Origin of the sequence: Methylorubrum populi (assembly GCF_002355515.1) — a bacterium.
Lineage (GTDB): Bacteria > Pseudomonadota > Alphaproteobacteria > Rhizobiales > Beijerinckiaceae > Methylobacterium > Methylobacterium populi_A.
In genome coordinates, this window is sequence record NZ_AP014809.1 from 684,134 (window position 1) to 695,446 (window position 11,313).

14 protein-coding genes are annotated in these 11,313 nt (G+C 70.6%); 13 read left to right on the top strand and 1 reads right to left on the bottom strand.

Annotated features, from left to right (window positions below; translation table 11 throughout):
- The first annotated feature begins 101 nt into the window (after positions 1–101).
- From flgB to fliP, 10 genes are read left to right on the top strand one after another with little or no spacing between them, the layout of a single operon-like run.
- Complete coding sequence (gene flgB, locus MPPM_RS03085; protein ID WP_096483798.1) at positions 102–491, top strand: flagellar basal body rod protein FlgB; 390 nt, start codon at positions 102–104, stop codon at positions 489–491.
- Positions 488–904, top strand: a complete 417-nt coding sequence (flgC, locus tag MPPM_RS03090) for a flagellar basal body rod protein FlgC (RefSeq protein ID WP_096483799.1) — start codon at positions 488–490, stop codon at positions 902–904. The genes flgB and flgC overlap by 4 nt, the downstream gene beginning before the upstream one ends.
- Before the next feature lie 11 nt (positions 905–915).
- Positions 916–1,269: a flagellar hook-basal body complex protein FliE gene (gene fliE / locus MPPM_RS03095; RefSeq protein ID WP_096483800.1), complete on the top strand. Its 354-nt coding sequence runs from the start codon at positions 916–918 to the stop codon at positions 1,267–1,269.
- A 26-nt stretch (positions 1,270–1,295) separates the two neighbouring features.
- Entirely contained in the window at positions 1,296–2,084 is a 789-nt protein-coding gene (gene flgG, locus MPPM_RS03100) for a flagellar basal-body rod protein FlgG (RefSeq protein ID WP_096483801.1), read from the top strand.
- A gap of 57 nt (positions 2,085–2,141) precedes the next feature.
- Entirely contained in the window at positions 2,142–2,618 is a 477-nt protein-coding gene (gene flgA / locus MPPM_RS03105) for a flagellar basal body P-ring formation chaperone FlgA (protein ID WP_096483802.1), read from the top strand.
- Complete coding sequence (gene flgI, locus MPPM_RS03110; protein ID WP_096483803.1) at positions 2,615–3,748, top strand: flagellar basal body P-ring protein FlgI; 1,134 nt, start codon at positions 2,615–2,617, stop codon at positions 3,746–3,748. The genes flgA and flgI overlap by 4 nt, the downstream gene beginning before the upstream one ends.
- 59 nt (positions 3,749–3,807) lie before the next feature.
- Positions 3,808–4,446 (top strand): MotE family protein, encoded by a 639-nt coding sequence (locus MPPM_RS03115; RefSeq protein ID WP_348529772.1) that lies wholly within the window; start codon positions 3,808–3,810, stop codon positions 4,444–4,446.
- On the top strand, positions 4,446–5,156 hold the full coding sequence (flgH, locus tag MPPM_RS03120; protein ID WP_017487341.1) for a flagellar basal body L-ring protein FlgH: 711 nt from the start codon (positions 4,446–4,448) through the stop codon (positions 5,154–5,156). The genes MPPM_RS03115 and flgH overlap by 1 nt, the downstream gene beginning before the upstream one ends.
- Positions 5,157–5,168: 12 nt before the next feature.
- The gene (locus tag MPPM_RS03125) at positions 5,169–5,651 is read left to right on the top strand and encodes a flagellar basal body-associated FliL family protein (protein ID WP_096483804.1); all 483 of its coding nucleotides are present in this window, start codon (positions 5,169–5,171) and stop codon (positions 5,649–5,651) included.
- 8 nt (positions 5,652–5,659) lie between these two features.
- Complete coding sequence (gene fliP / locus MPPM_RS03130) at positions 5,660–6,427, top strand: flagellar type III secretion system pore protein FliP (RefSeq protein ID WP_096483805.1); 768 nt, start codon at positions 5,660–5,662, stop codon at positions 6,425–6,427.
- Here fliP and MPPM_RS03135 read toward each other — a convergent pair.
- Positions 6,399–8,108: a chloride channel protein gene (locus MPPM_RS03135; RefSeq protein WP_096487691.1), complete on the bottom strand. Its 1,710-nt coding sequence runs from the start codon at positions 8,106–8,108 to the stop codon at positions 6,399–6,401. The two genes, fliP and MPPM_RS03135, sit on opposite strands and share 29 nt — an antisense overlap.
- A gap of 221 nt (positions 8,109–8,329) precedes the next feature.
- Between MPPM_RS03135 and MPPM_RS03140 the strand changes: the two genes are divergently transcribed.
- The 3 genes from MPPM_RS03140 to MPPM_RS03150 all read left to right on the top strand — a co-directional run bounded on the left by MPPM_RS03140 (position 8,330) and on the right by MPPM_RS03150 (position 11,313).
- Positions 8,330–8,761 carry a MarR family winged helix-turn-helix transcriptional regulator gene (locus MPPM_RS03140; RefSeq protein ID WP_244573457.1) on the top strand — a complete coding sequence of 144 codons (432 nt, stop codon included), beginning with the start codon at positions 8,330–8,332 and terminating at the stop codon, positions 8,759–8,761.
- 87 nt (positions 8,762–8,848) lie between these two features.
- A complete protein-coding gene (fliF, locus tag MPPM_RS03145) occupies positions 8,849–10,549 on the top strand; it encodes a flagellar basal-body MS-ring/collar protein FliF (RefSeq protein ID WP_096483807.1) in 1,701 nt (566 codons plus the stop codon).
- A complete protein-coding gene (locus MPPM_RS03150; protein ID WP_096483808.1) occupies positions 10,549–11,313 on the top strand; it encodes a hypothetical protein in 765 nt (254 codons plus the stop codon). The genes fliF and MPPM_RS03150 overlap by 1 nt, the downstream gene beginning before the upstream one ends.

Here is an 11,313-nt window from a genome sequence, read left to right on the forward strand (position 1 = left end):
AAGATTGCCTACCTAAACCTCCCATCCGACGCGGGCTTCACCGTCCGGGTGCGCCCGCATCCCGCGTTCTTCCGAGAGGCCCTTGGGATGGGGGCGTTGCCATGACGACGGGCGTCTACCTCTTCGATCTCGCCTCGCAGCACGCGCGCTACCTCGCGACGCGGCAGGCCACCATCGCGGGCAATGTCGCCAACGCGAACACCCCCGGCTACAAGGCGCGGGATGTGATGCCCTTCGCCCAGGTCCTGGCCCGGACCGGGCTCGACATGGCCTCGACCGCCAGCACCCACATGGAGTCGCAGGGCACGGGCATCCCCGTGCGCGAGGCCAAGGCCGCCGACACCTGGGAGGTGCTCGAATCGTCGAGCGCGGTCAGCCTGGAGCAGGAGATGCTCAAGGCCGGCGACGTCTCGCGCCAGCACAACCTCGACACGGCGGTGGTGAAGTCGTTCCACCGCATGTTGATGGCCGCGGTGAAGAGCGGGTCATGATCGATCCCCTGCTCTCCGCCTCGCGGCTCGCCAGCGCCGGCCTCGAAGCGCAGTCGCTGCGCATGCGGGTCGTCTCGGAAAACCTCGCCAACGCGCAATCGACCGGCGCGAGCCCGGGCGCCGACCCCTACGCCCGCAAGACGGTGACCTTCCGGGCCGAGCTCGACCGCGCGGCGGGCGTCGCCTCGGTGCGCCTGCGCGAGATCGGCACCGACACCGCCCCATTCCGCACCGAGCACGACCCCGCCAGCCCGGCGGCGGACGAGAACGGCAACGTCAAGCTGCCGAACGTGAACATGCTCGTCGAAATGGCCGACATGCGCGAGGCCAACCGCTCCTACGAGGCGAACCTCCAGGTCATCAAGCAGGCCCGGGCGATGGTCGCCAGCGTCATCGATCTCCTGAAGTCCTGAGACCACCCGCGATGATCGAAGCCCTCACCTCGCTCGCCGCCTTCGACAAGGTCGCCGGCACCTCCTTTGCCGAGACCGCGCCGGTTCAGAAGGCCGCGTTCAGCCCCGCCGCCATCTCCGGCATCGCCGGGACCGCCCCGACGGCGCCGACCGATTTCGGCGACGTGATGGCCCAGGTCGCCGCCAGCGCTCGCGACGCGATCCGCGGCGGCGAGGCCACGGCGATCTCCGGCATCCAGGGCAAGGCCACCGCCCAGCAGGTGGTCGAGGCGGTGATGTCCGCCGAGCAGAGCCTCCAGACCGTGGTGGCGATCCGCGACAAGGTCGTCGCCGCCTATCTCGAACTCAGCCGCATGCCGATCTGATCGGCCAGCCAAGGAAGCCAGACGCCATGCGCGCGCTCGCCATCGCCGCCACGGGCATGTCCGCCCAGCAGCTCAACCTCGAAGTCATCGCCAACAACATCGCCAACCTGAACACCACCGGGTTCAAGGGTGCGCGGGCCGAGTTCACCGACCTGCTCTACCAGGCCGAGCGGCAGCAGGGCGCCCCGAACCAGGCGGGCCAGGAGGCGGTGCCGGAGGGCGCGATGCTGGGGTTGGGCGTGCGCGCCGCCGCCATCCGCAACCTGCACCGGCAGGGGTCGCTGGCCAACACCGGCAACCAGCTCGATCTGGCGGTGAACGGGCGCGGCTACTTCCAGATCACCAGCCCGGCGGGCGAGATCAACTACACCCGCGCCGGCTCGTTCAACAAGAACAACGCCGGCCAGCTCGTCACCATGGAAGGCTACGCCGTCGATCCGGCGATCCTGATCCCCGCCAACACCACGCAGGTGACGATCAACGAGTCGGGCCAGGTCTTCGCCAAGATCGACGGGCAGGTCGCACTGCAGAATATCGGCCAGCTCACGCTCGCCAACTTCGCCAACGAGTCGGGCCTGGAGCCGCTCGGCAACGGCCTCTACCGCGAGACTCCGGCCTCCGGCGCGCCGGTCGTCGGCAATCCCGGCGACGTCAGCTACGGCAAGCTGCAGCAGGGCTATCTCGAAGGCTCCAACGTCGATCCGGTCAAGGAGATCACCAGCCTGATCACGGCCCAGCGCGCCTTCGAGATGAACTCGAAGGTGATCCAGGCCGCCGACGAGATGGCCGGCACGGTCTCCAAGGGCATCCGCTAGCGCCCGCGGCGTCCCCCGCCGCGTCGTCTCCCGCCCTCTCCTCCGGCGCGATTTCCCATGCTCCGCAAGACCTTTCTCCGCGGCCTCGTGCTCGCCGCTCTCGCCGCCGGCCCGGCTCACGCCGCCGAAGGCATGGCGAATGCCGAGCTCATGCTGCCGGTGCCCACCGTCACGATCTATCCCGGCGACACGATCAAGGAATCGATGCTGCGGATGCAGGCCTACCCCGCGACCTACCGGGCGCGCACGGCCGTCATCGACGCCGCCGCGGCGATCGCCGGCCGCACCGCGCGGCGGATGCTGCTGCCGGGCGAGCCGGTGCCGGTCAACGCCGTCGACGATCCCCGTCTCGTCAGTCGCGGTGCACCGACGCAGATGATCTTCGAGGAGAACGGCCTCGTCATCACCGCCGTCGGCGCACCGCTGCAGAACGGCGGCCTCGGCGAGACCATTCGCGTGCGCAACACCGACACCAACCGCATCATCCTCGGCACGGTGATGGCCGACGGCCGCATCCGGATCGGCGCGCAATGACCTCGCTTCGCCGTCTGTTTCTCGCCGTCCTGCTCGGTCTCCTCACCGGCCTGGGCTTCGCCGTGATGACGAGCCCGGTCTTCGCCGCCGGCACCCGCATCAAGGACATCGCCACGCTGAAAGGCGTGCGCGACAACCAGATCTTCGGCTACGGCCTCGTCACCGGCCTCCAGGGCACCGGCGACACCCTGCGCAATGCGCAGTTCACCGAGCAGTCGCTGCAATCGCTGCTCGACCGGCTGGGCATCAACGTGCGGGACGCCCGCCTGCGCACCCGCAACATCGCCGCCGTGATGGTGACCGCCGACCTGCCGCCCTATACCGGCACCGGCTCGCGCATCGACGTCACCGTGACCTCCATGGGCGACGCCACCTCGCTGCGCGGCGGCACGCTGCTGATGACGCCGCTGACCGGCGGCGACGGCCTCGTCTACGCCGCGGCGCAGGGGCCGCTCGCGGTCTCGGGCTTCTCGGTGCAGGGGCAGGCCGAGCAGTTGACGCAAGGCGTGCCCACCGCCGGCCGCATCCCCAACGGTGCCTTGGTGGAGCGCGAGGTGCCCGGCACCTTCCGCGATCTGCCCGAACTCGTGTTCGAGCTGAAGAACCCCGACTTCAAGACCGCGACCCAGATCTCGGACGCGATCAACGCGTGGTCGATGGGGGCCTTCGGCCGGCGCATCGCCAGCGCCCGCGACCAGCGCGCCGTGGTGGTGATGCGCGGTCGCCAGATGGCGCAGACCCGGCTGGTGGCGCAGATCGGCGACCTGACGATCCAGCCCGACACGCCGGCCCGCGTCGTCGTGGACCAGCGCACCGGCACGGTCGTGATCGGGCGCAACGTCACGATCTCCACCGTCGCCGTGACCCACGGCAATCTCACGGTCCGCGTCACCGAGGCGCCGGAGGTGTCGCAGCCCGAGCCCTTCTCCAACGGCCAGACCGTGGTGGTGCCCCGCACCGAGGTGGCGGCGCGCGAGGAGCGCGGCAAGCTCGCCATCCTCGGCGGCTCCGATCTGCAGACGCTGGTGCGCGGCCTCAATCAGGTCGGGCTCAAGCCCACCGACATCATCGCGATCCTGCAGGCGGTAAAGACCGCCGGCGCCCTCCAGGCGGAGCTTGTCGTCCAATGACGACATTTCTTTCCCTGTCATCCCAGCCCCGGCAAGCCGGCCCCGGGATGGCCCGCCGCATGGGCGGCGACGCGCCTTCGCGCTTGCCTCGGATCACGGCCCGTTACCGGGCCGAGATCCATCGGGGACTGGCGGCCCTTTGCTGGCTCGCTCTCTCCGGCGCTGCCCTCGCCGCCGGCGGCGAGCATGCCGATCCGGCGAAAGAAGCCGCCATGCGCGCGCTCGCCGCCCGCGACGCGCCGAAGGAAGTCTCGGCGCAGGATTTCGTCGCCAGGGAGCCGGCCAAGACCGGCTACTGCGCCAACATCGCCGACGCTGCGGCGGATGCCCGCTTCGCGTGGCAGAAGGAGCAGCTCGCGGCGATGGAGCGGCAGGTCGAGGAGCGCATCAAGCTCCTCGAAGAGAAGCGGGCCGAGTACGAGGTGTGGCTCAAGCGCCGCAACGAGTTCCTGGCCAAGGCCGACGAGAGCGTGGTCGCGGTCTACGCCAAGATGCGGCCCGACGCGGCGGCGCTCCAGCTTGCCAACATGCCCGACGAGGCGGCCGCCGCCCTGCTGACCAAGCTCAACGCCCGCACGGCGAGCGCCATCCTCTCGGAGATGGAGGCCGCGCGGGCGGCGAACCTCGCCCGGGCGATGTCGGAATCCGGCCGCAAGGATGCGGCCGCGCCGGCCCAGAAGAAGAACCAGAGGTCGTGATGCGCCCTGCCCTCCCCCTCGCGGCGGCCCTGCTCGCCCTCTCGCTCGGCGCCTGCCAGAGCGATCTCGACCGCCTCGGCCGCCCGCCCGTGCTGACGCCGATCGGCACCGGGCTCAATGCCCCGCGCGAGCCGCTGCCGACCACCTTCGGCGCGCTGGGCGGGCGCCACAGCTACCATTCGACCTGGAGTCCGGCGAGCGCCGCGCTCTACCAGGATCCCCGCGCCCGCGACGTCGGCGACGTCATCACGGTGAGCATCGCCATCAACGACAAGGCGCAGTTCGACAACGCCACCGAACGCGAGCGCAGCCAGAAGAGCTTCCTCGGCTTCGATTTCGGCTACGGCGTCTCGGGCCTCAAGGATTCGGCCACGGCCGATACCGGCATCCGCTCCGGCACCGAAACCAAGGGCCAGGGCTCGATCGACCGCAAGGAATCGCTCAGCCTCTCCGTCGCGGCGGTCGTCACGGAAGTGCTGCCCAATGGCAATGTGGTGATCTCGGGCTCGCAGGAGGTGCGGGTCAACAACGAGGTGCGCGTGCTCAACGTCGCCGGCATCGTCCGCCCGCGCGACATCTCGCGCAAGAACACCATCGACTACGACAAGATCGCCGAGGCGCGCATCTCCTACGGCGGGCGCGGGCGCCTCACCGACGTGCAGAACCCGACGCTGGGCCAGCAGGTCTTCGAGACCGTGGCGCCGTTCTGACGAGGGGCGAACATGGCGGATGCCAAGGACGGCAAGAAGAGCGGCAAGGGCTGGATCGGAGCGCTCGCCCTGGTCACCCTCGTCGCCGTCGGCACCGGCGGCGGTCTCGGCGTCTACCTGCTCGGCAGCGTCGAGAAGTCGGTCGACCTCAAGAAGCGCGAGGAGGCCGACAAGGCGGTGAAGGTGCTGAACTACACCGGCGACCTCTCCCTGCGCAGCGTCGGCTCCGTGGTGGCCAACCTCGCCGAGCCGACCGATGCCTGGGTACGGATCGAATCCTCGGTCGTGTTCAAGACCGGCGCCCTGCCCAACCCCGACGTGACGCTCGCCGAGATCCGCGCCGACGCGCTGGCCTATCTGCGCACGCTCTCCATGGCGCAGATCGAGGGCGCCAACGGCCTCCAGCACCTGCGCGAGGACCTCAACGAGCGCGTCGCGATCCGCACCAAGGGCGCGGTGCGCGAACTCATCGTCGAATCGCTGGTGGTGCAATGAACGGGCGGATGGTTCGGCGCCTGACGCTGGCTGCAGCCGTGCTGGGACTCACCGCCACCGCCGCCCTGGCGCAGGGCGCGGCACCCGGCGGCGTCACCGGCGTGCCCGGCCTCGATGCGCTGCTGCCGCCGGGCAACGGAGCGGCATCCGGGCGCATCATCCAGCTCGTCGCGCTGCTGACCGTCTTGTCGCTGGCGCCGGGCCTGCTCGTGATGGTGACGAGCTTCACGCGTTTCGCCGTCGCCTTCTCGTTCCTGCGCTCGGGGCTCGGCCTGCAGAGCACGCCGGCCAACCTGTTCCTCGTCTCGCTCGCCCTGTTCATGACCTTCTACGTCATGGCACCGACCTTCGACCGCGCCTGGAACGAGGGCGTGAAGCCGCTGCAGGAGAATCGCATCGGCGAGGAGGAGGCGTTCGGCAAGATCGTCGAGCCGTTCCGGGAGTTCATGACCCAGCACGTGCGCCCGAAGGATCTCCAGACCTTCACGGATTTGGCGAGCCGCAACTTTCCCAAGGCGGAGGCCGGCGAAAAGATCGACCTGCGCATCCTGATCCCGGCCTTCATGATCTCCGAATTGCGCAGGGGCTTCGAGATCGGCTTCCTGATCGTGCTGCCCTTCCTTGTCATCGATATCATCGTCTCGACCATCGTGATGTCGATGGGCATGATGATGCTGCCGCCGACCGTGATCTCGCTGCCGTTCAAGGTGCTGTTCTTCATCCTGATCGACGGCTGGAATCTGCTGGTCAGCGGCTTGGTGCGATCGTTCTTCTGAAGCGCAGGGCAGCGCGGTAGGCGCGCCGCTCGGTTTCGGCCCGCACCGTGGTCGCCCGCACCTGCAGCAGGTCGCGGCGCGTCAGCAGCCCGACCAGGGCGCCGCTCCGCGGATCGGTCACGACGAGGCGGCCCTGGCCGGTCGCCGTCATCACGTCGAGGGCGTGGGCCACCACGTCGTCGGGATGGACGACCGCCAGCGGCTGGCCGGCCATCTGTTCCCCCAGCCGCTCGGCGCCGTGGCCGCCCTCGAGCGTCCAGTGCAGGGCCTGCCCGCGCGTGGCGAGCCCGACGGGGCGGCGCGCGGCGTCGAGCACCGGATAGGCCTGATGCCGCCCCGCCTCCATCGCGGCGACCGCCTCCGCGACGCTGCTCCCGGCATCGAGCGTGTCCACGTCGCGGACCATCACGTCGCGCACGCGGGTGAGCGCGTAGGCGTCGATGGCGTATTCGCGGGTGACGTGCTGGCCGCGCCGGGCGAGCTTTTCGGTGAGGATCGAGCGCTTCAGGAGCAGCACCGTGACGGCGTAGGCGGTCACCGTGGCGGCGAGGAGCGCACCGAGGACGCGGACGTCGCCGGTGAGTTCGACGGCGAACAGGGCGCCGGTGAGCGGCGCGCGCATGGTGCCGCCGAGCATCGCCGCCATGCCGAGCAGGGCCCAGAAGCCGTGAGCGCCGGGCAAGGCGAGGCCCGCGAGCCAGCCCATCGCCCCGCCGAGGATCAGGAGGGGTGCCAGGACGCCGCCCGAGGTGCCGGAAGCGAGCGCCACCAGCCAGATCGCCGCCTTGACCGCGAGGATCAGCAGCACGGCCCGCACGGCGAGGTCTCCGTTGAGGAGGTCGCCGATCACGTCGTAGCCGACGCCGAGCGCTCGCGGCTCGATCAATCCGCCGAGGCCCACGAACAGGCCGCCGAGGGCCGGCCACCACATCCAGTGCAGCGGCAGGCGCTCGAAGGCATCCTCCAGCCGGTAGAGCAGCGTCGTCAGCAGGCCCGATAGCAGACCGGCGAGGAGGCCGATCCCGGCGCAGGCGATCAGCCCCCATCCGGGCAAAGCCGGGTCGCTGGCGAAGGGAAAGAGCGGGCCGGCCTCGAACAGCAGCGGACGGAGTGCCGAGGCGGTGAGGACGGCGGCCGTCACCGGGACGAAGCTGCGCGGGCGCCACTCGAACAGCAGCAACTCGACCGCGAGCAGCACCGCCGCGACCGGCGTGCCGAAGATCGCCGTCATGCCGGCGGCGGCGCCCGCCACCAGCAGGGCCTTCCGCTCGGCATCGCTCAGGTGGAAGTGCTGCGCGAAGAGCGAGCCGACCGCGCCCCCCGTCATGATGATCGGCCCCTCCGCACCGAAGGGTCCGCCGGTGCCGATCGAGATGGCCGAGGAGAGCGGTTTGAGCACCGCGACCTTGGCCGACATCCGGCTCGCGCCGATCAGGATCGCCTCGATCGCCTCGGGGATGCCGTGGCCGCGGATCTTCTCCGAGCCGTAGCGCGCCATCAGCCCGATCACGAGGCCGCCGACCACGGGGACCAATACCATCCAGGGCGAGGACGTCACGCCGCCGAGGGATCGCGGAACGGTGTCGAGCGCACCGAACCACGCGAGGTTCGTCACCAGCGCGATGAGACGCAGCAGCACCGCCGCCGCCAGGGTCGCGCCCGCTCCGATGATGAGCGCCATCCCGACCAGGACCAGGATGCGCCGGTCGGCGGTGAAGTCGCCGAGCGGACGCCGCACGACGGGGCTTGGCCCCTGCCGGTGGACCGGCGCTTCCTGATTCACGCATACCTCCTTCGATCGGTTGCGACGGTTATATGTCGTATTACGATATAATCTAGTTCTCTCGGTGACGGGGCGGCCGCGGCATGGCGTGTGAGGAGCCGGAACGGATGACCGGGGAAATGTCGCGGTCGCACTACGCGGCGCTGGCGGCCTTCCGGTACGAGCTGCGGCGCTTCCTCGCCTTCAGCGAGGCGGCGGCGACTGAGGCCGGGCTGCCGCCGCAGCAGCATCAGGCGCTCCTCACTGTCGCGGGCCATCTCGGGCCGGAGCCGCCGACGGTCGGGCATATCGCCGAGCGCCTGCTGATCGCCCCGCACAGCGCCGCCGAACTCGTCACCCGGATGGTCGAGGCCGGACTTCTGACCAAGAGCCGCGGCGCGCAGGACCGGCGGCGGATGGAACTCGCCCTCACCCCCGAGGCCGAGGCGCTCCTGCGCCGGCTGACCGCGGCGCATCTGGAAGAACTCGGCAGCCTGGAGCCGGCCCTGGTGCGGGCGCTCGCCCTTGCCCGCGGCGAGGCCGCGGAGCCGGACGCCTCCGGGCGGACCTGAGGGCTCTGCGTCGCAATCCCCGCACAAGGCTCAGCCCTCATTCAGGCTGGCGACGCGTGTCAGGTCGCCAACGGGATCGGTCCGGGGATGTTCGGTCGCGAGCAAGTCGAGAGATTGTGGAGCAACATCGTCGATCTCGGCGCGAGGCGGCTGATCGCCCTCGGGCTGGTCGGCCTTCTGGTGTTTCTCGGCGTCGGCATCGGCGCCTACTATCTCAGCCGCCCGGCCCAGGAGATGCTGTACACCGGGCTGTCGCGTGAGGACGTGTCGCGCATCGGCGGCGTCCTGAAGGACAACGGCATCCCCTTCGACGTGTCGTCGGACGGCACGGCGGTGCTCGTCTCCTTCGGCCACACCGCCCAGGCGCGGATGCTGCTCGCCGAGAAGGGCCTGCCGCAGAGCTCCAAGTCCGGCTACGAGCTGTTCAACGATCTCGGCTCGCTCGGCATGACCTCCTTCATGCAGGAGGTGACCCGCGTACGCGCGCTGGAGGGCGAGATCGCCCGCACGATCCAGGGCATGAAGGGCGTGCGCGCCGCCCGCGTCCACCTCGTCCTGCCCGACCGCGGCTCGTTCCGCCGCGACCAGCAGCCGGCCTCGGCCTCCGTGGTGGTGCGCACCGAGCCCGCCGACGACGTCTCGGGCGCGCAGGCGATCCGCCAGCTCGTCGCCTCGGCGATCCCCGGCATGAAGCCCGACCGCGTCACCGTGATCGGCTCGGAGGGCACGGTGCTGCTCGCGGGCGACGACGCCGGCACGGCGCCGACCGGCAAGATGGCGACGCTGGAGAAGTCGGTCAGCCGCGAGATGCAGGACAACATCCGCCGCACGCTGGCGCCCTATCTCGGCGTCGGCAATTTCGAGGTCAGCGTCGCGACCCAGCTCAACACCGACAAGACGTCCACGAACGAGACGATCTACAATCCCGACCAGCGGGTCGAACGCTCGGTGCGCTCCGTGCGCGAGAGCGAGAACGCGCAGAACCGTAACAGCCAGCGCCCGACCAGCGCCCAGGAGAACCTGCCCGACCAGCGCACCCGCTCGGACGGCAACGACCAGTCGAGCAACGAGAGCTCGAAGAAGGAGGATCTCACCAACTACGAGATCTCCCAGAAGACGGTTCAGACGGTGAGCGACGGCTACGCCATCCGCCGCCTCTCGGTCGCGGTGCTGGTCAACCGCTCGCGGCTCACCGCGCTTGCCGGACCCGAGGACAAGGCCGCGCTCGACAAGCAGATTTCGGAGATCGAGGAGCTCGTCGGCTCGGCCGCGGGATTCAGCAAGGAGCGCGGCGACACGATCAAGGTCGCGGCGGTGGGCTTCGTCAACGACGGCCAGCCGCTCGAGCCGGTGCCGCCGCTCTCGCTCACCGACGTGATGATGAAGCAGTCCGGCACGCTCATCAACGCGGCGACGATCCTGGTCGTGGCCGGCCTGCTGATCTGGTTCGGCCTGCGCCCGGCGCTCCGCGCCATCCTGGCGACGCCCGAGGCCGCCCAGAGCGAGGTCGCGGCGCTCGCCGGCCCCGAGGGCGCACCCGCCCTCGCCGGCGGCATCGCCGCCGACGGCACGGTGGCGCTCGCCGCGCCGGGCACCGCGCTCCCCGGCACGGCCGGCGCGAGCGAGGCGGCCAGGCTCCCCGCGCCGGGTGTCGCCGGCCTGCTGGAGGAGTTGGAGGACAAGATGGCGCGCTCGCCGCAGAAGCGTTTGGAGCAGTTGATCGACATCGACGAGGAGCAGGTCGCGGCCGTGCTCAAGCGCTGGCTGATGCGTGAGGAGCCGGCGTGATGGACGCGGTGATCGCGCGCTACCTGCCGGACTTTTCCGAGCCGCCGCCCGCGACGGCGACCGCCGAGGAGCCCGACTTTTCCAGCCTCTGGTTCCGCGCACCCTCGCCGGAGCCGATCCGGGCCGGCATCGCGCCTAATCCGGCGGAGCCGGAGGCCGCGCGCGAAGCAGAGACGGACGACGAGCCCGAGATCGAACCCATCGTCCCCCGCGCCGCCGCGGTGGCGAGGCCGTCGGAGGACCGCGACGCATTGATCGCCGCCGCCGAGGCGCGGGGACGCGAGCAGGGCCGCGCGGAGGCGCTGGCCGAGGCCGCGGCGCAGGCGGCGCTCGAACGCGAGGCGCAGAAGGCTTTGTTCGAGGAAGGGTTGGCGCAGGCGCGCCGAGACTGGAGCGAGGCTGAGAGTGAAGCCCTCGCCACCGGTTTCGCCGCGGCGATGCAAACGCTCGACACCGCCCTGTCGGACCGCGTCGCGCGGCTGATCGCGCCAATTCTCGGCCAGGCGCTGCAGCAGCGGGCCCTGGAGGAACTCGGCGCCGCCCTCGGGCGCATCCTGGCCGAGCCGCAGCGGCCGGCGGTGCGGGTGCGCGGGCCTGAAGACCTGATCGCGGCCCTGTCCGCCCGGCTCGGCGGGCTCGCCGCCGGTATCGCCTTCGAGGCGGATGCGGGACCGGACGTGAGCGTGAGCGCGGGTGAGACCGTGATCGAGACCGAACTTGCGGCTTGGAGCCGCCTGATCGCCGCGGCGGTCGCGGAGGCGTGA